The 23,910-nt window shown below is 62.8% G+C and carries 21 protein-coding genes; 8 read left to right on the top strand and 13 right to left on the bottom strand.

All coding sequences use genetic code 11. The features are described 5' to 3' along the window. Nucleotides 1–78 precede the first annotated feature (78 nt). Nucleotides 79–387 carry a pore-forming ESAT-6 family protein gene (locus OG430_RS33550; RefSeq protein ID WP_327356398.1) on the bottom strand — a complete coding sequence of 103 codons (309 nt, stop codon included), beginning with the start codon at nucleotides 385–387 and terminating at the stop codon, nucleotides 79–81. An 18-nt stretch (nucleotides 388–405) separates the two neighbouring features. After that, nucleotides 406–738 (bottom strand): hypothetical protein, encoded by a 333-nt coding sequence (locus OG430_RS33545; protein WP_327356397.1) that lies wholly within the window; start codon nucleotides 736–738, stop codon nucleotides 406–408. 708 nt (nucleotides 739–1,446) lie between these two features. On the opposite strand from OG430_RS33545, the gene OG430_RS33540 reads away from it, so the two are divergent. Together OG430_RS33540 and OG430_RS33535 are read left to right on the top strand one after the other, a co-directional pair. Further along, entirely contained in the window at nucleotides 1,447–1,731 is a 285-nt protein-coding gene (locus OG430_RS33540; protein WP_327356396.1) for a hypothetical protein, read from the top strand. 192 nt (nucleotides 1,732–1,923) lie between these two features. After that, nucleotides 1,924–2,637 carry a hypothetical protein gene (locus OG430_RS33535; RefSeq protein ID WP_327356395.1) on the top strand — a complete coding sequence of 238 codons (714 nt, stop codon included), beginning with the start codon at nucleotides 1,924–1,926 and terminating at the stop codon, nucleotides 2,635–2,637. A gap of 217 nt (nucleotides 2,638–2,854) precedes the next feature. Here OG430_RS33535 and OG430_RS33530 read toward each other — a convergent pair whose 3' ends face one another. Further along, the gene (locus OG430_RS33530) at nucleotides 2,855–3,274 is read right to left on the bottom strand and encodes an MmcQ/YjbR family DNA-binding protein (protein WP_327352811.1); all 420 of its coding nucleotides are present in this window, start codon (nucleotides 3,272–3,274) and stop codon (nucleotides 2,855–2,857) included. Nucleotides 3,275–3,433: 159 nt separating this feature from the next. Here OG430_RS33530 and OG430_RS33525 point away from each other — a divergent pair, with 159 nt between their 5' ends. The 5 genes from OG430_RS33525 (at nucleotide 3,434) to OG430_RS33505 (ending at nucleotide 8,116) form a co-directional block, all read left to right on the top strand. Continuing rightward, nucleotides 3,434–3,766 carry a hypothetical protein gene (locus tag OG430_RS33525; RefSeq protein ID WP_327356394.1) on the top strand — a complete coding sequence of 111 codons (333 nt, stop codon included), beginning with the start codon at nucleotides 3,434–3,436 and terminating at the stop codon, nucleotides 3,764–3,766. An 18-nt stretch (nucleotides 3,767–3,784) separates the two neighbouring features. After that, nucleotides 3,785–4,084 (top strand): hypothetical protein, encoded by a 300-nt coding sequence (locus tag OG430_RS33520; RefSeq protein WP_327356393.1) that lies wholly within the window; start codon nucleotides 3,785–3,787, stop codon nucleotides 4,082–4,084. A 216-nt stretch (nucleotides 4,085–4,300) separates the two neighbouring features. Then, nucleotides 4,301–5,818 (top strand): methionine--tRNA ligase, encoded by a 1,518-nt coding sequence (locus OG430_RS33515; protein ID WP_327356392.1) that lies wholly within the window; start codon nucleotides 4,301–4,303, stop codon nucleotides 5,816–5,818. Between the two features lie 224 nt (nucleotides 5,819–6,042). Beyond that, the gene (locus tag OG430_RS33510) at nucleotides 6,043–6,594 is read left to right on the top strand and encodes a hypothetical protein (RefSeq protein ID WP_327356391.1); all 552 of its coding nucleotides are present in this window, start codon (nucleotides 6,043–6,045) and stop codon (nucleotides 6,592–6,594) included. Further along, entirely contained in the window at nucleotides 6,581–8,116 is a 1,536-nt protein-coding gene (locus OG430_RS33505; protein WP_327356390.1) for a terminase large subunit domain-containing protein, read from the top strand. The genes OG430_RS33510 and OG430_RS33505 overlap by 14 nt, the downstream gene beginning before the upstream one ends. A gap of 17 nt (nucleotides 8,117–8,133) precedes the next feature. On the opposite strand, the gene OG430_RS49530 is transcribed toward OG430_RS33505, so the two are convergent. From OG430_RS49530 to dndB, 10 genes are all read right to left on the bottom strand, one after another. Next, nucleotides 8,134–8,667 (bottom strand): HNH endonuclease, encoded by a 534-nt coding sequence (locus tag OG430_RS49530; RefSeq protein WP_442816748.1) that lies wholly within the window; start codon nucleotides 8,665–8,667, stop codon nucleotides 8,134–8,136. Nucleotides 8,668–9,087: 420 nt separating this feature from the next. Then, the gene (locus OG430_RS33500) at nucleotides 9,088–10,782 is read right to left on the bottom strand and encodes a hypothetical protein (RefSeq protein WP_327356389.1); all 1,695 of its coding nucleotides are present in this window, start codon (nucleotides 10,780–10,782) and stop codon (nucleotides 9,088–9,090) included. A gap of 154 nt (nucleotides 10,783–10,936) precedes the next feature. Next, nucleotides 10,937–12,199, bottom strand: coding sequence for a restriction endonuclease (locus OG430_RS33495; RefSeq protein ID WP_327356388.1), 1,263 nt, complete (start codon nucleotides 12,197–12,199; stop codon nucleotides 10,937–10,939). A 226-nt stretch (nucleotides 12,200–12,425) separates the two neighbouring features. After that, a complete protein-coding gene (locus OG430_RS33490; RefSeq protein WP_327356387.1) occupies nucleotides 12,426–14,504 on the bottom strand; it encodes a DNA sulfur modification protein DndB in 2,079 nt (692 codons plus the stop codon). A 312-nt stretch (nucleotides 14,505–14,816) separates the two neighbouring features. Then, on the bottom strand, nucleotides 14,817–16,556 hold the full coding sequence (locus tag OG430_RS33485; RefSeq protein WP_327356386.1) for an ATP-binding protein: 1,740 nt from the start codon (nucleotides 16,554–16,556) through the stop codon (nucleotides 14,817–14,819). A 400-nt stretch (nucleotides 16,557–16,956) separates the two neighbouring features. Beyond that, nucleotides 16,957–17,427: a hypothetical protein gene (locus OG430_RS33480; RefSeq protein ID WP_327356385.1), complete on the bottom strand. Its 471-nt coding sequence runs from the start codon at nucleotides 17,425–17,427 to the stop codon at nucleotides 16,957–16,959. A gap of 296 nt (nucleotides 17,428–17,723) precedes the next feature. Beyond that, nucleotides 17,724–18,101 carry a DNA sulfur modification protein DndE gene (gene dndE / locus OG430_RS33475; RefSeq protein ID WP_327356384.1) on the bottom strand — a complete coding sequence of 126 codons (378 nt, stop codon included), beginning with the start codon at nucleotides 18,099–18,101 and terminating at the stop codon, nucleotides 17,724–17,726. Further along, entirely contained in the window at nucleotides 18,091–20,082 is a 1,992-nt protein-coding gene (gene dndD, locus OG430_RS33470; protein ID WP_327356383.1) for a DNA sulfur modification protein DndD, read from the bottom strand. Before dndD ends, dndE begins: the two co-directional genes overlap by 11 nt. Next, entirely contained in the window at nucleotides 20,069–21,562 is a 1,494-nt protein-coding gene (gene dndC / locus OG430_RS33465) for a DNA phosphorothioation system sulfurtransferase DndC (RefSeq protein WP_327356382.1), read from the bottom strand. Before dndC ends, dndD begins: the two co-directional genes overlap by 14 nt. Continuing rightward, nucleotides 21,559–22,689 carry a DNA sulfur modification protein DndB gene (dndB, locus tag OG430_RS33460; protein ID WP_327356381.1) on the bottom strand — a complete coding sequence of 377 codons (1,131 nt, stop codon included), beginning with the start codon at nucleotides 22,687–22,689 and terminating at the stop codon, nucleotides 21,559–21,561. The genes dndC and dndB overlap by 4 nt, the downstream gene beginning before the upstream one ends. A 125-nt stretch (nucleotides 22,690–22,814) precedes the next feature. On the opposite strand from dndB, the gene dndA reads away from it, so the two are divergent. Next, complete coding sequence (gene dndA, locus OG430_RS33455) at nucleotides 22,815–23,909, top strand: cysteine desulfurase DndA (protein WP_442816598.1); 1,095 nt, start codon at nucleotides 22,815–22,817, stop codon at nucleotides 23,907–23,909. The last annotated feature ends 1 nt before the right edge of the window (nucleotide 23,910 follow it).

The raw sequence follows: 23,910 nt of genomic DNA, 5'->3' as shown, positions 1-23,910 counted from the left end.
TGACTGCCGTCCATCAATCCGGGACAGCGTGCAGCCATATCCGGCTGCCGAGGCCCGTTCATCTGCTGCCCTCGGCGATCAGCCGATGTTGTCGACCGCGGCCTTGGCTCGCGCGAGCGTGGACCGGGCGGTCTCGTCGTTCTTCTCCAGCGCCGAGCGCACCAGCTTGATGATTTCGCGTACCTCGTTGGCCGCCTTGTTCCAGCGGACTTCCTTGCCGTGGTACTCCTCGGAGACCCCGTCGGCCTGGAACTCGGCCATCGCGGCCTTCACCGCGGCATCGCGGTCGCCGAGCACCAGCTCGAGGCGGCCGACGATCGCGAGCAGGCTGCCCTGCACTTCGGTCGAGGCGGCGATGTCGTACGAATTACGGTCCTGGTTAGCCATGTTGGAAGTCCCCCTCGCTTAGCGCGCGCCGAACCGGGCAGCGTCGAAGTTGGCAGCACCCATGTGCTGGTTGACGACGTCGGCCTGCTCCTGCATGCCCGTGTTGAAGGACTCGTTCATGCCGCCCTGGCCGCCCAGGATCGCGGACAGCGACCCGTTCAGCGCGGCCGTGATCTCGTCCGAATTGTCTTTGAACGCGTCGAACGCGGCCCGGCCGGCCCCGTTGAACTTGCCCTCCAGCGGCTGCGCCGCGGCGACCAGCTGCTGGATCAGCGCACCCAGGTCGTCGCTGGATCCCACCGTGCTCTTGCCGAGCTGGGCCAGCGTCGTCGACCCCATGTCGAACTTCATGCAGCCACCCCCGTAACTGAGTTGTGAACCGAGACTGTTCACTCGTCCCTCCTGTGTCATGTGTTCACAGAGGTCACGAGTCTGGCCAGTTCTACCAGTGAGACATTGCGACCGCAATCCGTTTCCAGCCAGACCCCGTACCTGCCACACGCGAGGACTCGGCATGACGGCGGTAAACGGACGTTCCCCCTGTTAGCGGGAAGCCCCAGCAGCATGAGCCACCAGCGCGTCGAACCCTCCCTGACTCAGACGGGACGCAGCGACTCTGTTTCCTTTCGCATCGTGGAAACTCTCGGGGTCGGCCACCACGCCAGGTGTGCCCCGTCGGCCTGAATGATCGCTGTACGCTGCCTCTCGGGGCGGCCGCGTCGCTCATCATCAAGTGCGAACCTCATCCGCGGCCGCCCCTACTGTCACTAGTCCTCGCCGACTTGGATGAGGATGGCAAAGCGTTCGCCGCCGGTGCCGACGATCACACTGTCGCAGGTGCAGGCCGTGACCCACCGCCAGGAGTGATGTCCGCTTGTGGTTCATTCCGGCCGTGGCGGCGGACTTCACCGACTACGGCGTACTCATCACCCCCGCGACCCGACCGCGGCGGTCCAGGCGGAGCGGATGAGCATTGTGAGCGGGACATACGCTGCCGCTGCCCACGGGGCGTCAGCCGCTCCTGTCCACTGGGTACACGAGGCACCTGAGGGAGAACCCATGATCTGGCCCGAGATCGAAGACGTCCCACACCCTTGGATACCAATGCCCTTTGCTCTTATGGAGGAGGTGTACGGAACGCCGGCCAAGTGGGCGGAGGCGTGGGCCCCCGTACTTCAGGAGGTCTCAGAGGCCGCCCGGTGGGCAGAGACCACCGTCGAGAGCCTGACCGAGGTCCTGCTCGCCTACTACGAGTGGTACGCCCAGCAGGACGCCCCAGGCGAAGAGGTCTACCTCTGGTGCCCCTTGGGTCATCACCCCGAAGCTGTCGTCGAACTCACCTAGTGGCCAGTTCTCGACGAGTCGGATACCGACGCGCGCGAGGCCGTCGGCGCCAGCGACCCCGAGGCCCTCAAAGCCCCGCTCGTCAGCGACTTCCACACGGAGGAACTGGGAGTCGGCCTGCGATGTGTGCGCCTGCACGCCCTCCGCCCCAACCGCACCACGATCCGCGCCCACGTGGATTACGCCTGGCACGTGAAAGAGCATGACTCGGTGGTGCACCTGGCCACTTCCCGCAACGTCCCAGCTGATGAACTTCCGTCCCTAGTAGGCGACTTGGACGAGCTCGCCCGCTGCATCCGGTTGGACGTCATCGACGACGCCGACGAAGAGCAGGACGCTCCGGAAGGAGACGAGCCTGCCGACGCCTCCCTGATGAGACCGCCGCCCTCGCGCCACAGCCTGCTCGAAGGCAGTGCGCAGGCCTGGCACCGGGCCCTGGTGGAGAGTGCCCTCGACCATGACGGTGCAGGATTCGTCCCCGTCCTAGGACGGCTCTGGGCGCGTCGCCTCGTCTGGTCTTGGCTCTGGGAGACGGCTCTGTTGGTGGCAGGCGTACTGGTCTTCGCGATCCTCAGCATTGTGCCCTTCGTGCTCATCGAGGCCCTGTTGCATCCTCAACTTCCCGCCGGTGCAGGGCTTTACCTCCACATCGGCTACTCAGCCTGGTGCATCTCCGTCTTCGCGCTCGTACTCGCGATGACCTTCCGCCAGGGCATCCCCGGACCATCCGCCCTCCGCTACTGGAAGACCACCAGGGCAGCCAAGGCCGGACTCCTCCTCGCCCTGCTCACTGCCTACCCCGGGGCGGCACTGGCCCTGCTAACCAAAGCCTGCGGGAACTTCCCTGGCCTGCGTCAAGCAGAGGCTCTGCGCGACGCGTTGCGGGCGGAAGCAGCCATCGAGTGAGGCCTGCTGTCGGATCCTGCCGAGCCGGCCGCGTCCGACTGCCCATGGCTCAGACATCAATCCTGTGGTGTTTGGAGGACGGTGCGGCGACGATACGCAGGCGGGCCATCTATCGGTCGTGACCTGTCGCAATGAAGGTTGAGTGATTCTCGGCGAAGGTTGAGCGGCTGCTTCTGCGGATTCGGTCCTTGTGGCGGGAGACGAGGCCCACCGCCGGTCAGCTGATCGGTGGCAGGAGGGGGACCCGCGCGGCGAGGAACTTCGGGGCCATCTTGCGGTAGCTGTCGGTGATCAGTTCCGCAAGCTCGGTCCAGTCGGTGTGGTCACCGAGAACGGCGGCGACGACGTTATGGCCCCAGTCGGCACGGAGGAACGGGAACCCACCGGCGGTCAGGCCGAGCAGGTCGTCGACGGGTACCCGAAAAGTCATCACGACCAGTTCCTGATCTGCGGTCGCATACGAGGCGTAGACCGGGTAGCGATCCACGTCCGGCGTGTAGACATGGACGAACGTCCGCGTACGGATCCGCCAGCGCACGCCGATCCAGGCTGGTTCCTCGTACGACTCGGGCAGTTGCCGGCAGATCGACCGCGACCGGTTCAGGATCTCCGGCGGCACGTCTCCAGGACTGGACATGGGCCGACACTAGCGACCGCCGGAAAATTCCGCGCCGGAAGCGGCTGGGCAGGGAAGCCTGCGGTCACCAACCTTCGCTGAGAATCACTCAACCTTCATTGCGACAGGTCAGGTCGTCGTCACATCGCGTAGCACGACACTTCACCTATCATCGCACTCATGTTCTATTTGGAGCCGCCGGGCACCGCCCCTGCCATCGACCCCATCGAGGCCCCAACTCGCGATGAGCACGAGGCTCACGGCGTGCGCACGGATGTGTACCCGGCCGGGCACGAGCCCGCTGCCTGGATCTGGAACGACGGCGCCTGGCGCTGGGCGTCGATTCACGCTCGCCACAGGCACCCGGACGGCGCTGTCGAACTCAGGGTCCGTATGACTTCCGGCATGGTGCCTGCCCGGGAGCTCACCTACCGATGGGGTCCCGGCATCGTCCTGGCCCACCCCGGCCATCGCGCCACCGACACGGCCCGAGCCGGGTCCAGGCGAAGCTGACGGTCCGGGTGCGCAGGGGTGGATGACGCACAACTCGCCAGGGTCAGACAGCACATGGCCGGCTGGGAGCATCGAGCTGGTCTACTGATCGGCGTCTTCGTCATGGAGCGTGACGACGTGCTGCGGTTCCTCGGCGACATCGTGGCTTGCGAGGACAAGACCTCGTATTACGCGAGCTACACCGTCAGCCAGGACTCGATCGAGATCACCGTGGGTGGCAGCAGCGACGACGGCTCCATCACGGACACCGAATATCTGCTGGCCTTGCGCATCTCTGCCGCGGCCGCGGTGCGAGGAGTGCGACTGCTCGGCTCGTAAATCACCGAGAGATACAGCGCCGCATCTCGGGAAATAATCCCTGCCGTGGAGCCTGGAGCCGCTGCTAGCATCGGCGCATGATCGCGCCTTCATTCCGAATCGAGATGATGCCCCGCCAGCGGGGCTGCTGATACCGGACGCGCATTTCCGAGGCCCCGAGACGGGGCCTCGATCTGTTTTCGGACTCGGAGCTCCGCCTCGCAACTGGAGGTTCCGATGACCGCACCACAGCACTACATCACCACGACGATCCCGTACGTCAACGCCCGCCCCCACCTGGGCTTCGCCCTGGAACTGGTGCAGGCGGACGTCCTCGCCCGGCATCGCCGCCACCGTGGCGATCAGGTCCGGTTCCTCAGCGGCACCGACGACAACTCACTCAAGAACGTCCTGGCCGCCGAGGCCGAAGGCATCGACGTCCAGACCCTCGTCGACCGCAACGCCGAAGCCTTCGCCGCACTACGCGAACCACTGGCGCTGTCCTTCGACGACTTCATCCGCACCAGCCGCGACCCACGCCACCGCATCGGCGTGGAGCGGCTCTGGCGCCAGTGCGCCACGGCCGGAGACCTGTACCGCAAGCACTACGAAGGCCTGTACTGCGTCGGCTGCGAGCAGTTCTACACCCCGGCCGACCTCGTCGACGGCCGATGTACCGAGCACGGCACCGAACCCCAACTGGTCGCCGAGGAGAACTGGTTCTTCCGCCTATCCCGCTATGCCGACACCCTGCACGATCTGATCTCCAGCGGGACCCTACGGATCGAACCGGCTGCCCGCCGCAACGAAGTCCTCGCCCTCATTAATAGCGGGCTGCACGACTTCTCCATCTCCCGGTCCCACACCCGGGCCCGTGGCTGGGGCATCCCTGTACCGGGCGACGCCAGCCAGGTCATCTACGTGTGGTGGGACGCGCTCGGCAACTACGTCACGAGCCTCGGATACGGCGACAGCGACGAGGCCTATGCGCAGTGGTGGGTACGGAGCGAGCGGCGCGTCCACCTGGTCGGCAAGGGGGTGGTGCGCTTCCACGCCGTGTACTGGCCGGCCATGCTCCTCTCCGCAGGGCTGCCGCTGCCCACCGACATCCTCGTCCACGACTACCTCACCGTCGACGGACGCAAGATCAGCAAGTCCAGCGGCAGCACCGTCGACCCTGCCGACCTGGTCGAAGAGTTCGGCACGGACGCGGTGCGCTGGTGGCTCCTGCGGGAAGTCCCCAGAGTCGGTGACGCCGACTTCACCCGGGAGCGGCTCATTGCCCGAGCCAACGCCGACCTGGCAGGCGGTCTTGGGAATCTCGTCAACCGGGTCGTGACCATGGTCCACCGCTACCGCAACGGCCATGCACCCCTGGCTGACGCTCCGGCCACCGAACCTCTAGCTGCGGCCTGCCGCGATGTCCCGGGCCAAGTGGATGCAGCCTTGTACGACTTCGACTTCCGCCGAGCAGCCGCCGCAGTCTGGACGATCGTGGAGGAAGCCAACCGCTGCATCGACAACGCCCGCCCCTGGGAGCTGGCCAAAGCCGAGCAGGGCGGCGACCACGAAGCCGGGGAACGTCTCGACGCAGTTCTCGCCACCCTCGTTCAGGCATGCCGCGCACTGGGCGACCAGTTGCAGCCGTTCCTCCCGGATGCCGCCTCCCGAATCGCCAGGCAGTGCACAGAGATCGATGGGAGTCTCCCTCCCGCGAACCCGCTGTTCCCTCGCATTGCCGAGGACAGCGCGTAGGGCGGCATCCAACCTCACCAGATGGCACTCCGGCGTGAGCGGCACCTCCGTCACTCACGCCAACACACCCCGATCTCTCTCTGACGCCACGTCCCGTGCCCGCGTGTGTCCGCTGTGTTCCTCCCCGCACCCCTGCTTGTGCTTTTGTGAACCAACAGGTCAAAGCGGTTCGCGGTTGGGTCAGGGATCATGGACAGCAGGCGCGGGGCCCAGGGAGTTGTGTCATGGGCCGCCCCAACCGCGCCACCCGGGCCGCCATCACCCAGCGCCGCGCCGACGCGATCGACCTGAAGCTCGCCGGCGTCGACTGGCTGACCATCGGCCGCAAGCTCGCCGCCGACCCAGCGATCAACTCTGACGGTGTCGCGTACCCGCAGGGGTATGGCATCGACAAGTACAAACGCGGCCTGGAGCCCCCCACCGACAAGCGGCTCATCGAGCTGGCCTGCAAGGACGTCTCCAAGGCCCTCGTCGAGCGCACCACCGCCCTGGACTCCAACACTGATGAGCTGCGTCAGCTCATGGTCGAGCGACTCGAGCGACTCTTCTTCGGCGTCTACCGCGCCGCGATCCGCAACGGCGACTACCAAGCCGTAGACCGCGCGGTACGAATCATCGAACGCAGCAGCCGCCTGCTCGGCCTGGACCGACCCGCCCGCACGGAACTGTCCGGGCCGGACGGCGGCGCCGTCCAGGTGGAGACCGCGGGCCTGGACGAACTGGAACGGCTGATCAACCTCGCCGGAGGCGATGCGGGCGAGGGTGACAAGAGCTGACGAGGCCGCGGTCCTCCACACCTACCGGTCGCTTCCCGCTCAGCGCCGCCGTGAGATAGCCGCAGCCTCCACCCCCGAACTGCGCGCCCGGCTCGTACGCATCGAGCGTGAACTGGCGATGGACCGCTCCCCCGGCGCGATGGCCTCCGTCCTCACGGACGGGCGGGAGATGCAGGCCCCGCACCTCGCCAAGATCGACGCTGCCTTCGAGCAAGTCGCAGCCGGTCATCCGACGAGGCTGCTCCTGACGATGCCGCCGCGGCATGGCAAGAGCCGCCGAGCCGCCCGCTGGGCACCCCTCTGGTACCTGCGGCGCCGCCCGGAACATCGGGTGATGATCGCCTCCTACTCCTCTGATCTCGCTGATGATCACGGCCGGTGGATCCGCGACGCAATCCTCAACTACGGGCCACAGCTTGGCATCAGCCTGCGCCCCGGCTCTTCTGCCGCCAATCGCTTCGACCTCACCGGCACCGAAGGCGGAGCCGTCATGGCCGGTGTCGGCGGCGGCCTCACCGGCAAGGGCGCCCACCTCGCGGTAGTGGACGACCCGATCAAGGACGCTGCCGAAGCCTCCTCCCCCACCATGCGCAAACGCCTGTGGGAGTGGTGGCAGGCCGTCCTGCTCACCCGCATCGAGCCCGGCGGCTCCGTCATCCTGATTCAGACCCGCTGGGACGAGGACGACCTTGCCGGCCGCGTTCTCGCCGATGAGGGCGACCGGTGGACAGTCATCGACCTGCCCGCCCTCGCCCTGTCCGAGGACGACGCGCTCGGCCGCGAGGTCGGGGCTCCTCTGTGGCCCGAGCGGTATGACGCCGACGCACTCTCCGAGATCCGTCGATCCGTGGGTGAACGCGTCTGGTGGTCGTTGTACATGCAGCAGCCCCGCCCGCAGGACGGCGGTGTATGGCAGTGGCCATGGATCACCAACAACCGCATCAGCGCCGCCCAGTTCCGGGGCATCGACCTCGCACGGATCGTCGTCGCCGTCGACCCCGCTGGCGGAGAATCCGCTGTCGGTGACGAGACCGGCATCGTGGCTGCCGCCAGCGACCGTGAGGGACACCTATACGTCCTGGACGACCGCTCCGGTAATCGCGGCGCCGACTCCTGGGGCCGGGAGACGTGTCTACTCGCCATCGAGTTGAGGGCCGACGCGATCGTCGTCGAGTCCAACTATGGCGGAGACATGAGCCGTCAAATCCTGCACCAGGCGTGGCAGGAACTGGGGCGGGAGCACCGCACCGAGAACATGGTCATGCCCGCCGTCTTGCCCGTCACGGCCAAGCACGGAAAACGATTGAGGGCTGAGCCGATAGCCCAGCTCTACGAACAGGGGCGCATCCACCACGTAGGCGAGTGGCCCACATTGGAGCAGCAGATGGTGACATGGGTCGCCGGCATGGACTCGCCGGACCGCATGGACGCGGCCGTACACGCTCTGACGCAGCTCGCTGCTCCCGGCGCCACCACCATGGCAGAGTCTTATACCGACGGTCGCCTGCATGGGCGGCGATAGCCCGGCAGAGCACGCCGCTACCTCCTCCTCGCTAGCAAGGTGGGGCTGATGAGGCGGTGCGCCGCCCAGGGGTCGTGCTGCCGACAGACGACCATGAGATTGGTTGGCGTCAACGCTCCTTTGAGGTTGCGAGGAGCAACGAAGAGTTCGTTTGTGGTCAGACGTGCACTACACCCCCCGGCCGACTCGCATCGCGCGCGCGTTGCCACTATGCGGAGCATCCAGAGTGGTTGGGGCACTGAAGTGAGGCCGAGAGACGGGTGATCTATCACTCCCGCTGACCAAGCCTTAGCGTCGTAGACACTCCACAGACTGCTCTTGACAATGTTGCACCAGCCACACGCCAGCTTGAGATTATCTTCATCCGTTCTGCCACCTTCAGCGACAGGGATTACATGATCCAGCTCCACACCCAGATGTCTCGGCTTTACCCCTCTTGGGCGAGTGAAGTCGACCAGGTTGTGGGTCTTCAAAGGAATAGCAGATCTCCCCAGAAATCGATCCTTCGCATGCGTCGAGAATCTATACCCGCACAGATAGCAACGCTGCATAGGCTCATCTCGGAACCAGACAGCATTCTTAAGCGCACGATCAATATTTGGCCGCCCCGCCGCCCGCCTGGCTTCGACTTCCCTCCATGCAAACGACGCAAGCTGACGTGCAGTCGCCTTGACTTCGTCCTGTGGCGCGCTTGGGTCGAGCTCCCTCAGACAGGCAGACATCTCTTTAAATAGATGCCCAATGTTCTCGCTATTGCGCGCATACCTCCCGAGGTCGACAAGTCCCTCGATGAACCAGCGCCCTACAGTCATAGAGTAGTCGGCTCGGAGAATCCATTCATTCTTTCCTAGCAGACCCTCGGGGGTGGCCAGATGGGAAATCTTTCGCACGCCATCTTCTGACCACCGATTCGGCAGCGCCTCACCGAGCGCACCGTAGAAGTTTTTAATTCCCCGAGTATCCATATCGCGCTAGGGCTTAAATTTCCTAGGCAGGACATTCGACGGGACTTTTCGATATTCATGCCAGTTCTGCGACCACAGCTGCTTCACTATCAACTGATCCTTCTTCGCCCCTTCCAGCTTCCAATCCCTATTGAAGTATGATGCATTCACTCGCCCACCCATCAACCATTTGTCGAGCGAAGCTTCAAAATCTTCAAGACTCGCAAGCGGTTCACCCTGCGTATAGATGAAGTCGAAGTAGTCGCACGCCAGAATGGTCAATGAAATCTTATTGAACAGATTACTCTCGGATGTGCTACCCCATCCGTTGAACGTATCAACGTCGACGGGATCCCCAAAGTAGTCGCGGATCTTGGAATAGAAGCGAATGAACACTTCCCGCCATGGGCCGTCAGGACGCGACCAGTCTTCAAGGCGTTCCGATTCCGAATCTCCGGACACCAGGCCGCATTCAGGGAAGTAGTTCTCCCTCCATGCCTTCGCGTAGTCAACCTTCGCATGGTAAGGCCGGCCTCCCTGCAACTTCCGGAAAATCGACACAAGCCCTTGAAGGACACTCCACTTGAGCAGGTCGGGGCGATCGCCGCCCATTCCAGTCTGAACAACGTTCCGGAACGGACTCGCTTCGTCCCTCGTCAAGTAGGCGACAGCTTGGGAGTCCTCTAGCTCGATGCCCGCACCTTGAAGACGCTTAGCAACCTGTTGAAGCTCGTCGCGACTGAGGCTGGTCGAGACAATGGTCCCAAGCAGCGCCTTCCCCATGGGAATCGCCTTCTGGTTCACGACAACAAATTGAAACACGTGCTCGCTCGGACTCTCATCCATGAGGAGTGAGACTGGCAGCTTCCGCGACAACTCACGGATTACCTGCCGCTCGGCCTCGGCCGGATCCAAGCCATCCTCAACTGCGTTGAGAATGTTGTCCTCTCCCTGAGCGGTCTTCGACAAGGAACGCGCCGACATAACGGCCCCGCGCAGCCTGTGCTGCCCGTCAACAAGCACCACAGGCTTCAGGTATCCCAGCAGGGCGCTCTTCGTGAATCCCTGGACGGCATCGGCATCTTCGATGCCCAAATGCTCCAATACCTTAATTCTCCCCTTGAGCTCGGTATAGAATTCTACGATGCGCGTCTCTTCGGCAAGCAACACTGTGGCGGCGTCATCGCCATCATCGCCACCAGTGTATTCATTTGTGACATCTCCGTTTAGCTCTTCGCCCTCATCGCCGTTCTCCGCATCGATGCGCTGACTCTCCAGTTCGAGCAGTCTGGCCACCCGAGTCTGATCCACGACGCTATCGTTAAGCGAGTCAACTCGCTCTTCAAGGCGAACAACAAGCCGCTTTAGGAGTTTCAACATGGACACCTTCGAGTAGTCCTCGTAGGTAATCCTCAACTCGCCAAACGGAGAGCCTGGCTCAAGCTCTTCGAACACAATTCTCTTAGAGTCTTGGAGCGCGGCAAGGAGTGGATTCTGCGCAACATTATGCCGGTCACCGAAGAACCTGGTCAGTTCTCGAATCCGACGCGGGTCTTCTTCACGCTGGAATCCGGAAGTCTCTTCATCTCCGAGTCTGCGGCGCTGGGGGACCCCTACCCATTCGTCAATGTCTACAGCCGGGGCAGCGAACAGCACCAACGGCTTACTCTCAGAGGTCTGTAGTGTACGAAACGCCTGATAGGTGCGAGTTATCTCGCTCACCTATTCCCCCTACCCGTGCTCCGACCGTGATTCAAACAGGTCCGATGCTAGCAGTTTCACCATCCTGCTCGTTTTGCCTCGAACTACTCATATGGCCGCCAATACGCCCCTGCCGCCTCGGATCAGCCGTGCCTGACATCCGCGCCGGCGCGCTTCACAAGCCGAGTTGAGTGAGCCACCTGAGCACCAGTGCGGCTTGGGTTGAGCTGAGCCCGGCGGGCGGATCATCAAGGACTCGCTGCCTTCTTGCTCGGTCGTCGGCAGCGTCTGCGACGAGCGCCCGCACCTCGGCCGCCCCCGCGATCCGGGCCAAGAAGGCTTCGCGCAGCAGTCGCGGATCTCTGTCGTCGAGGAAGCGTCGTCCAAGGAAGGTGAGTGTGACGTGATTGCTCTCGACCTCGGCCAGGCCCAGGGAGAGGAGGACTCGCATCCGGCGTCGTGCTTCATCCACCCGCGAGATGTTTGGGAAGTGCTCTTGGAATACTGCGATGTATTCGTCTAGCGTCGGCTGCTCCTCCGCCAGCTGAGCCATGATCGCCAGTGTGGACAGGTAGTCGGCGTTTCGGCCTCCTGGCAGTTGGGCTAGGAAGTACATCTGGCTCCCTTGCCGAAGTCCAGGCGATACCTGGTCACCTTCAGCGGTTGCCCTAGCCGCGGCCGCAGGTGAACCGCCCGTCAGGCGTTGCTCGTCCAGGGAGAAGAACGCAACTCGAGCTGTCTGGACCCCCAGACCGTGTTCGACCATCAAGTCTGCGAGCATTTGTCCGTCAATCAGATGGACTGGGCTACCGTCCTGGCGGGCTGCATCCTCAAGGGCAGGTCTCGAGAAGCTGCTGGTCGTGACTATGACGCCTTGCTGGGTGGATTTGAGGGAGCCGCGCAGTTGTTGTACGTCCGGCCGCCCCACAGGCTTCCGCCACCGCTTCACCTGCAACGCAGTGGGGACACGCGTCACGCCGCGGGCAGACAGGATGGCGTGCACATCGACGCCGCCGTCGTTCGATCGCTTGGTGACACGGACCTCTTCGTATCCGATCGCGATGAGTAGCTGCGCCACGATGTGTTCGAACACGATCGGGTCGCACTCCCTGAGCTGCTCAAGGAGGTCCAGCTTGACCCTCTCGTTCCACTCTTCTACCGCGGCTTCTGCCGGGTTGCCCGGTGGACGAAGACGCACCGATTCCCCGTCGGTGATACCGAAACGGGGGCGCTTGCCGCGCGCCGCGCGCCTGAGCTCGTCTTCTCGGAGGGCCTGAACCAATTGATGTTCTGCTGCCAGGGTCGTGGCGGAGGTGTCTGTCTCCGGACCGAGTTCCGTAATGAGCTCTTTCACTGAGAGCGGGCCAAGTTGGCGTTTCCTCAACACGTGTTCAACGCGGTCGGCAAGTGTTTCGATGAACCGTGCGGGCTCGGCCATTGCTTCTCTCCCCGGTACTGAGGTGGCGGGTCGAGTACATGACGCGCGGGGCCGCGTACTCGACACCAAAGGTGGTCTTTCACCTCACGAGACTCGGACGTCACGGTGAGGGGGGTATGTAAGGCCCGCCGATGGACGGACCTGCGGGCTGGGCAGCTGCGGCACGCGGAATGGCCGAACCTGGCCGACGTGCCGCTTCGGACCTGCCGTCTCGGGCGTGCTCCGGCTACTCCGCTTCCCTACCAGCATCGTCCAGGTCGAGTTCCCCCTGCTTGCTGCGGCGGATCGGCTCGCTCAGCCACGCTTCGAAGTCGTCCTCCGACACCTCGAACCAGTCCTTGAGGGCCTTCTTGAGCGCGGTGTTCGCTTGCTTCTCGGCTACAGGTCGGAGATCGCTCTCCTGCGCGGTGGGCTGGTTCGTCTTGAGGGCCTTCAGCTGCTGCTTGATGCACAAGTCCAGGTACATGCGCCGGGCTTCGCCGAGCTTAATGTCGAACTCTTCGCGGTCCGGCAGCCACTGGGCCACGTGGGGCCATGCTGTGGGGACCGCCAGTGCCTGCAGCCAGAAGTAGCGGAAGTAGACCGCTTGGGCGGACTCCATGCTCCCGATCTGGTTGATCGGGTTCGAGATGCCAGTCTTGTTGAAAGCGACCTTTCGGTCACGAGTCCGGCTGTGCTCGATCTGGAAGAAGGCGTTCCATGCCTCGACAAGGGCTTCCGCGAATGCCGGGAGATCCTTGAGTTCGACACCGCCGGGTTGCGTCTTTCGCACTTCCCAGAGTGAGCCCATCGTCATGACGAGGCCGAGCTGGCAGGCGTGAGTGTTGAGGACTCCGTACGCATCTTTGCAACGCTTGACGCGCTCGGGACGGGTCGACCGCAGATACTCTTGCGCACGGTACTGGTCGAAGTCCTCCTCTTTGCCTTTGAGTGCTTCCCAGGCGCGGATGACGTCCGACTTGGGCAGCCGGCGATCCGCGTTGTCCCTGTGCTCCATGTAGTGGTCGTAGCTGTCACGCAGGGTCCAGAACACGCCCACCCCGCCGAAGAGTGCATCGTGAGCCAGAGCCGCAAACGTATCGGCGACATGCCAGTCATCTTTCAGCTTGGTCAGCGCGCTGGCGTGTGCCGCATACGGGGTGGTCCTCGACAACAGCGTCAGGATCGCCCTGCCCCACGTCTCCTTGAACCTCGCGCTGATCGCTTCCATCTTGCCGAGGGGGAACTGCTTGTCTCCGAGAGAGTCCCGGTCGAAGGGGATGCCTCCGTCTTCGAAGTACCTCTCGAGAAGGGTGTCCACCTCAAGCTGACTGCGCATGAAGTCATCGCGCTGTTGCTCGCTCTCCTTGCCCGAGATCCCCTGCGCGACGTTGGTGAGGTACTTCGACGGCCCGAAGATGCAGCGATTTACGGCCATCTTGAGCAGGTTGATGTTGGTGAGCACCGACCATCGTGCCGGGCGGTGGCTGTTGACTTCCGGGTTGTCGTACTCCACCGCGTACAGCGGAACGTAGGAGGCATCGTTACGGCTGCGCAGCTCGCTGAGCATGCTTCGTGTGAGGACGTTGGAGAGTTCAGCGTCCGAGAGCAGGATGATGCGGGACTCGCTCGGCGGGCGCGCCTCCTTGTTGACATCAACGAATAGCTTCCGCGCAGCTTCGTGGGGCCGGGAACCGGCCCCGGTTTGATCCGGGAACCAGCAAACAGTGACCGGTACTTCGACCTTCGACAGGTCAGGTTCGCCAGCCCCGTGTTGCTCCAGCACGCGCCGTACCTGATGTTCGTAGAAGGAGCGGTACTTGACCGCGGAGGTGTCCTGCCACGAGTTGGTCAGGGTGCGCTCGATCGCAAGAAGTGCCATGGCACGGTGCTGCCCGTCAAGAACAACGAGACTTGACTCGGCACGGTTCCACCACAGCTTGCCCACATTTGCCCCGTGCGGTTGTCCATCGGAGCCGAGGAGACGGTGGACCTGGAACGCAGTTCCCGCACGTTGCTCCTGCCAGTTGGCGTCATCGGCGCTTATGGACGTCACCTCCCCCAGCATGGGAAACGCTGTGGGGCGCTTGTTGTGGAAGGGAAGCACCACGGCCACGATCGGCGGGAAGAACGCGGGCCCTGTGGTCTGGGGTTTGAGCAGGTAGGGGATCAGATTGACGGCTACGCGGTGGTCATCGAGGTCGCGTTGTAGGAGCTGATTGAAGTCAAGATCGCCGGCATCCATGACTTCTCGAACAGGGGCCAGGTTCTTGGTGAGTTGCCGCTCGGGGGTGTTGGCATCACCACCAAGTCGCGCCTTCGTCATGATGTAGTCGACCCTCCCCGCCGGAGTGTCGAAGCTCCCCCACGTTCCCTGCACGTAGTCGCGGAACGTGAGTCCATTGCCCGAGCCAAACATCCTTCACTGCCTTCCTACGCTGCTTCAGTTGCGATGCCAGCGGCCGTCGCGCCGGCTTACGGCGCGATGCTTGCTGCGCCCTCCCACGACATCCTGCAGGTCGCCCCGCGCCTCCGGGACCTGATGCAGAAAATGAAACGATCTCCGCCACAGAACACGCCAAGGTAGACGCGCCCCAGAGCGGTGACGGATGGCGCCAGGCCGTCCGTCACCACGGAGTCACTGATCCTTAAGTTCTTCCTTGAGCATCGCCTCGGTGAACATGCCCCAGTGGGTGCGCAGTTGGCTGTAGTCCTCTTCTGGGTTCTGCGACATGGATTCCGCGCGTGCGTAGCCCATGAAGAGCAGGTCGATGGCAGTCTCGGCGCGACGAGCCAGGTCGAGCATGTCCTCGGGGGTCATCCCTTCTGTACCTTGATCGGCGAGCTTCTTCAGGGGAACGTAGACCTCTTTGAAGAACGCATGCCGAAGGTTGAACTTGACCAGTGCCTTGCCGTTGAGGTGTTGGACCACGATGAACTCTTTGCCGGGCCAACTCGCATCGAAGAGGGTGATGGGCTTAGTCCGGATCTGTTCGCGTAGTGCGTCGACCTTCGCTACATCGACCTCGGGGTCGAGCCCCATGTCCTCCGCGGCGTCCAGGACGATCTGCTCTTCTTGTTCCGGAGTGACTGTCCGGCCGGCAAGCCCGTGAGGAAGGCTTGGATTCGCCCGCGCCGCGGTAGCCATGCTTGCGTCGTGAGGGCCACTCTCGAGCCGCTTGCGTGTGTCCACCTCAATCCAGTGCTCGTGGATCTGCTTGCGGGCTACGCGGACGGGCCTCTTCAACCAGTCCTTCAGTTGATTCCGAAGCTTGGTTACCGGCTCGGCTCCGCGCTTGACGTTGCGAACCTGGAAGTACTCGTCCAGCTCCGCAGGGAACGTCACTTCAATGGCGACATACCGGATGGCCTTGTCGTTCCGTGTCGCGTCAAGGAACCGAGGGATGGTGTCGTAGAAGATCTCGCGGCCGTTGCGCAGAATGCTGATCTTGCCCGCGTTCTCGGCGTTGATCTGGAAGTCCCGGATGTCATCGCCCCGGTGGTCTACCGCACCGCCTGCTCCAGCCCAGGGCCGGAATTCCACGGGGACCAAGGCGACTGTTACGTGGACCTTGTGGCCGTCGATCTCGATATCTTCGTCCTCGATGATCGTGCCTCGAGGGTCAAGCTTCTGCGACTTGTACTTGCTGATGATGCGGGGGTTGTCTCGCTGGAAGAGGGGGTCGTGGAGCGTGACCTCCTTGCCTTCGAGTTCGATGGTGCGCCCCGTGTCGATGTAGGTCCGGAATGCGCGTGCGATGAACTTGCGAAGGTCAGAGATCTTCTCTTCCAGCGACGTGCCGTACGTGCCGCCGGTGGAGAGTCGGTCGATCTTGCTGAAGATCACAACTGTGCCGGATGCGAGTGGGCGGCTGTCCCTGCCGACCATCTGCCTGGCAGCCTCTTCAGGCCAGCTCTGGACCTCGTCAGTGCTGATGTACTGCTGCTTACCTTCGCGGACCTCTTCGAGGTCTACGTAGCTGTGGTGGATCGTGGGGCTGTTGGCGCGCTTGCTGTAGATGTCGATGCGCTTGCCCAGGCTCAGGCCGGCGAGCTTCAGCCCCATGCCGAAGCGTCCCAGGCCGTCCCGTTCGTTGTATCGGGCGCTGTAGCCGATGGACAGCACGTTGTGCATGATCGATGGATCGATACCGACGCCGTTATCGGAGATGATGAGCTTCTCGATGCTCTTCTTGCGAGCGCCGTACACCGGGATGACACGCATCAGAGTGGCTTCCGCCTGGATGGAGTTGTCCAAGGGCTCGCCGATGGCAGCTGTGAGATCAAAGCCGGCATCACGCATGGATTCCAGGGCACGGTCAACCTGGATGATGTTGCCGCGGTGGTCATCTGGGGCCAAGAACAGGGGGGATGTCATCGGAGGTCCTCACTCGGGCGTTTAGATGGATCGGTCTTTGGTGCCTGGGGTGCAAGGCGATGGCGACGCACGGTGCGCTGCGTGGCACGGCAGTACACGCAGCAGACCTTTTGGTGGGCGGGGCGGTCCGGGTGTATGCGATTGGTGATCGCGGGCGCCAGCGTGTGGAACAGGGCGCATTCCACCTCGAAGGCGTTCAGGGCGCTGTGGTGGACGTCGTAGGTGAAGTACGTGCCTCGCCGGTTTGTACAGTGCCGGAGAAGCCGTCGCCTGAGGTCTGTATCGCTGCGGCCGATGTAGCTCGGGACGCCATCCGCCGTGTAGAGCACGTACGTACCAATGTGCTGCGGCGGAATGAGTGCGCGTACAAGCCATGGGCGCAGACCGATGAGTCTCGGTTTCATGCAGCCAGCACCGACGTCTTCCAGAGCTGACGGCCTGCTCTGCGGGCGCGGCTGATCCGTTCTCGTACTCGAGCTACAGGAAGCCCCTCACGCTGCGCGAGGGTCGTGGCGTCCTCGCCACGTGCGAGCGCCTGGAGCAGAGCTCGCTGCTCCAGGGAGATTCCGGGTTCGCTGCACAGCCATTCGTTGATCTCGATCAGCGAATAGTCCCAGTCGAGCACACCCTGATCGGTGTGCTCTGCGCAGAGGGAGACGAGAGGTGTGATGGTCTTGCGGCGCTCGAGTACCTCGTATGCGTGTCCCATGGCTGACCGAACGCGGTACTCCGCCGGCGTCGATTCATCAGAGGGGTTGCGCAGAAGCTCGTCGAGGGCTCGGTCGATCCTGTCGAGTTGATAGCTGTCGAAGGTGCGGAGCGCGCTCTCTTGCAGCGCGGCAATAGCCCCCTCGACGGGGTGGCTGATCATGATCGCTCCAGAGTGTCTGGTGGCGAACCCCATACGGTGGCTCGCGTCCGTGTGTTGAAGCGGTGCTCATTCAGTTGTCCTGCGAGGCTACTGGACGCCACTGACAGGCGTGGCGAAACTGCTGAATCTGTCAGGCGCCCGGCTGCCCTCACATAGATAGGTCGGCCAACTGGGCCTGATGTTGCAGGCGGTTGCTGGGAAAATTTGCCAACACTGCGCAGCGTTGGCCTCACCCATACCGACGTGCAGAAGCCCGCCCCGCCTGCAGGCGGGGCGGGCCATCCATCAACCAGGCGCTATCCCGTGGCGGTGGAGACGAGCTGTTCGACGGACCGAAGGTCGGGACGACCGTGCAGGTAGCCGATACCACGGTGCAGATGCACCGTCAGCGTCCGCGCGATGGCTTCGTCCGACAGCTCTTCACCGTCCATGAGGCATCGCTGCTTGAGCAGGGCGAGGTAGATATCTCCGTACGGGTGAGTGAACGTCTTCCAGGTCATCTCGACGTTGGAGTCGGTCACGACTTCCTTTACCAAGGGCGTGGACGAGTCTCGAAGTGACAGCGCCAGAGCCCACCTGCACAGGTCGTTCCACTGAGTCATGCCGGTGTTGCGCTTCAACCAGACGAGTTGGTCCTTCGCCGTCTGCGAGAGGCGAACTGTCTCAAGCGACATGCGGGGCTCCTGCTGTCCACCAGTACCCAGCCTCGACGGTGGTGGTGAACGACGTGTCGTCGTGAACAAGGGTGTAGGTGTGTGCGAGGGATGGCTTCAGACGGCTGAGGAGATTCTCGTCGATCTCCTCATCTGTGGACAGCAGGAGTACCTGCCGACCAGCGTTCGGGAAGTAGCGGTCGACCAGGTGCTGACGGTGTTGGCTGTCGAGGCGTCCCAGAGGCGTGTCGATCACACTGGGCAGCTTGTTCCCGGCAACCTTGGCCAGGCCCCAGAGCAGCGAGATGGCAAGTAGCTGCCGTTCGCCCGCGCTGAGCCGTCCGGGGTCGACGGGTTCCCCGTCAGCGTCCGCGAGGGTGAGGTTGGACTTGGCGGTGTCGATCCGCAGATCGTGGATGAGGCCGCTCTTGCGCATCAACGTCTTGAAGCTTTGGAGGACAGCGACTTCGAGACGGCTGATGTGGCGCCGCAGCAGAGCCTCGCCGAACTTCTCCAGCGTGTCTCGTGCCTTCCCAGCGAACGTGACGATTCGCTCGAGCTCCTCGATCTCAATGAGCGTCTTGACCCGCTTCTGCTGCGCTCGCTCCAGGTCGGCACCGATTCGAGCGTGTCGGGTCTTGAGCTCCTCCAACTGCTCTTCGCCACGCCGGAGTTTGTCCTTCTCAACGGCGAGGGCGTCAATCGCTTCGTTGCGCTCCTCAACAAGATCCTTGATCAGCTTCTTGTCCGGGACACCAGCCAAGAGACGATCGGCGTCGTCGAGACGGTCAGTCGTGTCCGCGGACTCCTTGAGGAGCTCGCGAGCTCGGGATGCATCCCGGGAGAGTGCTTCATCGAGAGCCGAAAGCTGCTCAAGCGCGTCACTCGGAAGGTCGAGGCTCTGCTTGAGTTCCGCTGCGCTCTCGCGCTTCTGACGATCCGATGCCAGCTTCTTCTTCAATGCCGTGCGTGCGGCAGCCGTCACAGACGCAGGAAGGTGGTCGAGAAGCCACGCATCGCGATCCTCCAGGACGCCTACGACCCGCGTGGCATCGTCAGCATCCTTCTCGCGGCCGGCCTGCTCGCGGAGCTTGGCCAACTGCTGCGGAAGCATCAGAAGAGGCAACGGTCCTGCAGCAAGGGACCGCAGGGCAGCACGCTGGGCTGCCAGACGCTCATCAATTGCTTTCCGATTGCTCTCGAGTTCCTTCTGGCGCTCAAAGAGCTTTCCGCCAGCGCGCTCGAATGCCTTCTCTACCTTGTCGAGTTGCACCTGCAGCCGATCACACCGGGACCGGACACTGCCCAAGGTTTGCTTCCGGTCCGCGATTTCCTGCCTAGCCGCTTCGTGCTCGGCTTCCTGGGCGCGGATCTGGTCGAGGACGGCCTGGTCCTCGCTGGAAAGCCGCTGTCGTCGTACTAGCGCGACAAGATCTGTTCGCAGCTGCTCCACTGTGCTCACGCCAAGTAGCGAGTGAACAGCAGATTCGATGACGCTAGCTGCCCGCTCAGGGTCTGCGAGCGACTCAATCTTTTCGCCATCAAAGAAGAACAGCGAGGCTACTTCGAGCGGAAGGATGTCTTCTACGTGGTCAGCCCAGCCCTCACTGAGGATCCGGTCATACTGGCCATCGACGATGACGTTCAGGAATTCTTTGAGCTGCTTACCACTGATGTGCCAACTGCGGACAACCCGGTAGTGCCGCTCCTGAGCATCCACAACGACGGAAAACTCCAGGGCGATCTCCGCGCCCTCAGCTGCGTTCGCCTTGCGGTTGATGCTCTCGCGTAGGTAGGCGTCGTAGGAGCGATTCCCGCGTCCGCTACACCTTGCCCGATGGCCGTACAGCACCAACTGGATGGCATCCAGCAAGGTTGTCTTGCCGCACCCGTTGAGGCCTCCGATCAAGACGATCGGCCTCCCGGGCTTAACGCTCAGGTCGAGGGACTGCTTGCCGCGGTAGGCGCCAAAGTCATGAAGTGCAATGTTATGAAGGAGCATCGGTGGTCTCTTCGTCCAGCGTCACGTAGGTCGGGGCGGTGTCTCGGATCTCCTGCTTACGCTTCGCGAACTGAAGGGCGTCGTCTTCGTTTTCGTAGAACCCCTTCTTAACCGTCTTCTCCAGTTCCTTGAAGAGCCCAGAGCGGCGCGTCATGGTCCGGTGCTTCCGCTCGACTGCGAGGAGTTCACGCGTCATCGTGAAGTGGATATCGTCGCCGTCGCACACTTCCTTGAGGAGGTCGATCTCCTCCGCCCCGAGCACCAGTTGCTCGTCAAGAGGTCGTCCGGGAAACTTCTCGCTCGTCTCTGCCTCATAGATCGCCGGCAGCGTGTCTTCGACTTCATGCTTGTCGAACACCCAGATGCGGCGGATCTCATGCAGCTCTGCCTCCGAGATCAGCTCGATACCCTTGACGCTCTCCGGTGCGGTCTGCCTCACGCGGGTCTGAGCGTTCAGAAGCTTCGTCAGCCACTTCTGACGTGCTTCCTGCGTGTATGGGCCCTGAATAACTCCGTCGTGGAAGAGTTGAACGTTGCCGTTCATCCGCCGGAAGTCGCGGTCCTCCTTCTCTGTCGACACGTCGTCCAGCAGATTTCGGAGTTCCAGGAGGGGACGCATCCACTCCTTCTCCTCATCGTTGCGGATCATGGCAGTCATCGACTTGTCCTTGTCCACAAGGGTGCAAGTCCAGCATCCAAAGCGACTGTCGCCACAGGAAGGCGTGGTGTCGTCCACTACCAAGGGGCACTCCGAGTCCTCGGAGGCGCCCTGGTACATGGTCAGCAGATCCTTGTTCCGATGCCCCCACGCGTTGGAGTACTGCATCAAGAACATCCAGACCTCTTCTGTACCCCACGCTTCGATAGGGCTGTAGACGAGGGAGTTCGGCAGATTGCCGTTGGGAGAGAGCCGGTCACGCACACGGCGCTTCTCGTGCTTCGCCATGGCGCGGGCACGAGCCTGACTCTCGGTCTTTCGAATGCCGAGGACGAGGATCGCCTCACCGTGCCGGCGCACGACTCGACGAATGAACGCGTTGGACGGCTTGATCTTCAATCGTTCCGTGCACCACCGGAACTTGGGGCGGGGAGCTGGGTAGCCCTTGCCAATGAGGTTGACCCAGAAGGTGTCCTTCACCTCAGGGATCAGGCGGTGCGGCTCAATCGGCAGCCCTTGCTCCTTCGCTGCCTTCCCCATCGTGTCGAGGGACTGGGAGACCCAGGCGGCCACCACCGGATTTTCGACCAGTGTGTCCGTACTGATGACGTGCACGGGCTTGGTGCGCTGTTCATCAGTCAGCCCCTGAAGGGCAAGCCAAACGAGTTGGAGTACAGCAGTGGAGTCTTTGCCTCCGCTGTAGCCGATGACCCAAGGCACCTCGTCAGCCGTATAGAGCTCACGGATCTCTTCCGTGAGCTCGTTGACCACTTCGGCGAGAGCCCTGCCCTGGAAGGGGGCCGACGGCTTCGGGGTGCTCATGCATCTCCTCGCGAGTATGCGTCCTCAACACGCTGCTCCTCTGGGCTGAGTTGGAGCTTCATGTGACGGCGCAGGTAGTTCACAGTCAGGGTCAGGTTCTGGTGGCTCTTCGACACACGTCCACCGATCAGCGCGCGCCCTTCCCAATCTGGGTTGATACGGGACCAGTCAACCGAAGTCAGGAGCTTGAGCTTCGAATGCCACACCTGGGGCGATTCGGAATTCCGCAGGAGCGAGTTCCCGATCCGGCCAAGTGCGTGCAAGGCGATGCCGTGGCTGTGGATGTAGTCCTTGCGTACCTCGGGAGCCGCGAGCTCACGCTTGCGTACCATCCCCCACTCTGGGACCACAAGGTCGACAGCCTCCCAGTATGCCTCTGCCAGCTCCTGCGCCTTCTCCTTCTTGATCTCCAGCCCTTGCAGGAGGGACTGGGTGGCGGAGTAGACGGCACTCAGGGTGAACAGCTTGCGGGATCGTTGAGCAAGGGTGCTGCTCTCCATCTCGACGTGCCCTTTGAAGACAGGGGACTTCATCGCCAGGAGTCGGGCCATGATCGCCAGGTCGTCTCGATGGTCATACAGGACGCCAATGGAACGGGGTGGGCGTACTGCGTGCCGGTTGAGGTCGGCGAACATCTGCTGGCAGCGAGCCAGCCCTGCGTCGTGGAAGAAGACGACGGCGATCGTCTCCTCTCCGAGGTCGGGGTTCTCCTTCAGGGCCTCTTCGATGGCTGCCCGTCGATGTTGCCCGTCGTTGATCAGGAAGCGGGCAGCCATGGGGATGCGGATCTGGCCAGCACGCATGCCCATGCCAGTGTCGGCGATGCTCTCGAAGTACATCTCGCCATCGACAGATGCAGTGAGGGCGCTGAAGACGTAGTCGTCTGGGTTCTCGACGATGTAGCGGGTGAGGGCTGGAAGTCGCCCCTTGTTCAAGACACGTTGGGCGCGAACCTCTGGCGCCAGCTCGTCCTCATCGAAGAGGAAGATCTTCGGGATGAGCCGCAGCGGGCACATGGACACGTAGAACTCGCGACCCGCCTGAACGCCCCGGATGGCTGGAAAGATGTAGTCAAAGCCGGCGGAGGTAGCGGTGTCGACAAGCTGCGAAGATGACGGTGATCCCACTCGCGTAACGCTATCGTACGTCAGAGATAAGACGTACAGAACGTGCTGGATTAACGCTCAAAGGTGTGGTGGGGCTAGTGGTGACGTATCTCGATGCTGCGGCTACAACGCGTGTGGACCCGCGCGTGGCCGAAGTGGTGCTGCACTGGATGACCGAGGACTTCGGGAACGCCGGGTCACGGACGCACGACTACGGGACCCGAGCGAAGCGTGCAGTGCAGCAAGCGCGCGACTATCTCGCCAGCACTGTCGGCGCCGAACCGGACGAGTTGATCTTTACCAGTGGCGCCACTGAGAGCAACAACATCGCGTTGCTGGGTCTTGCACCCCACGGCGAGCAGAGTGGTCGGCGTCACATCATCACGTCGGCGATCGAGCACAAGGCGGTGATCGAGCCCCTGGAGCACCTGCAGTCACGTGGCTTCGAAGTCGACTTCATCAAGCCTGGCGTATCAGGCAGGGTCTCGGTCGAGGCAGTGATGGAGCGGCTACGCCCTGACACGCTCCTCGTCTCTCTGATGCACGTGAACAACGAGACGGGTGTCGTCCAGCCAGTGGCCGAGCTCGCTGGGCTGCTGCGTGAGACCCCGACATACCTGCATGTGGATGCCGCACAGGGATACGGGAAGGTACCTGAGGACCTGACCGCTCCGATCGACATGATCAGCATCAGTGGTCACAAGATCGGCGCACCGAAGGGCGTCGGGATGCTGGTCACCCGCCGTCGGAGCTCAGGCAGGCTGCCACTGCAGCCGATCATGTTCGGTGGCGGTCAGGAGCGGAAGCTACGCCCCGGAACACTGCCTGTACCGCTGATCATGGGACTGGCCGAGGCCGCGAAGATCTTCCAGAAGGAACACAGAAAGTGGAGCAAGGACGCAGCGGATCTCCGCTCCCGGCTCCTGGCTGCCCTCGCTAAGACCCGATTCCAGATCAATGGCGATCAGGACCACACTGTCCCCCACATCCTGAACCTGTCCTTTGACGGCGTTGATGCCGAGGCACTCATTGTCCAGTTGAACCACCACGTAGCCGTCGCTACGGGCTCCGCGTGCACGAGCGCCTCGTACACCCCCAGCCACGTACTGACCGCCATGGGTCTGCCCGAAGACGCGGCAGAGAACGGGCTCCGCATGTCCTGGTTCCCGAGCCAAGCAGCTGACCTGGATGTCGAGGAGCTGGCGAACCTGATCGCGACATTGCAGCCGGATTCGGTCTGAT

The organism is Streptomyces sp. NBC_01304, from assembly GCF_035975855.1.
In the GTDB taxonomy this organism is placed as follows: domain Bacteria; phylum Actinomycetota; class Actinomycetes; order Streptomycetales; family Streptomycetaceae; genus Streptomyces.
This window is presented reverse-complemented; position numbering and strand designations above follow the sequence as displayed.

Bases quoted from the DNA above. Each gene is read 5' to 3' on its own strand.
- OG430_RS33550 (WP_327356398.1), bottom strand. From the start codon at position 387: ATGGCTAACCAGGACCGTAATTCGTACGACATCGCCGCCTCGACCGAA.
- OG430_RS33545 (WP_327356397.1), bottom strand. From the start codon at position 738: ATGAAGTTCGACATGGGGTCGACGACGCTGGCCCAGCTCGGCAAGAGC.
- OG430_RS33540 (WP_327356396.1), top strand. From the start codon at position 1,447: ATGATCTGGCCCGAGATCGAAGACGTCCCACACCCTTGGATACCAATG.
- OG430_RS33530 (WP_327352811.1), bottom strand. From the start codon at position 3,274: ATGTCCAGTCCTGGAGACGTGCCGCCGGAGATCCTGAACCGGTCGCGG.
- OG430_RS33525 (WP_327356394.1), top strand. From the start codon at position 3,434: ATGTTCTATTTGGAGCCGCCGGGCACCGCCCCTGCCATCGACCCCATC.
- OG430_RS33515 (WP_327356392.1), top strand. From the start codon at position 4,301: ATGACCGCACCACAGCACTACATCACCACGACGATCCCGTACGTCAAC.
- OG430_RS33510 (WP_327356391.1), top strand. From the start codon at position 6,043: ATGGGCCGCCCCAACCGCGCCACCCGGGCCGCCATCACCCAGCGCCGC.
- OG430_RS49530 (WP_442816748.1), bottom strand. From the start codon at position 8,667: ATGCAGCGTTGCTATCTGTGCGGGTATAGATTCTCGACGCATGCGAAG.
- OG430_RS33495 (WP_327356388.1), bottom strand. From the start codon at position 12,199: ATGGCCGAGCCCGCACGGTTCATCGAAACACTTGCCGACCGCGTTGAA.
- OG430_RS33490 (WP_327356387.1), bottom strand. From the start codon at position 14,504: ATGACGAAGGCGCGACTTGGTGGTGATGCCAACACCCCCGAGCGGCAA.
- OG430_RS33485 (WP_327356386.1), bottom strand. From the start codon at position 16,556: ATGACATCCCCCCTGTTCTTGGCCCCAGATGACCACCGCGGCAACATC.
- OG430_RS33480 (WP_327356385.1), bottom strand. From the start codon at position 17,427: ATGATCAGCCACCCCGTCGAGGGGGCTATTGCCGCGCTGCAAGAGAGC.
- dndE (WP_327356384.1), bottom strand. From the start codon at position 18,101: ATGTCGCTTGAGACAGTTCGCCTCTCGCAGACGGCGAAGGACCAACTC.
- dndD (WP_327356383.1), bottom strand. From the start codon at position 20,082: ATGCTCCTTCATAACATTGCACTTCATGACTTTGGCGCCTACCGCGGC.
- dndC (WP_327356382.1), bottom strand. From the start codon at position 21,562: ATGAGCACCCCGAAGCCGTCGGCCCCCTTCCAGGGCAGGGCTCTCGCC.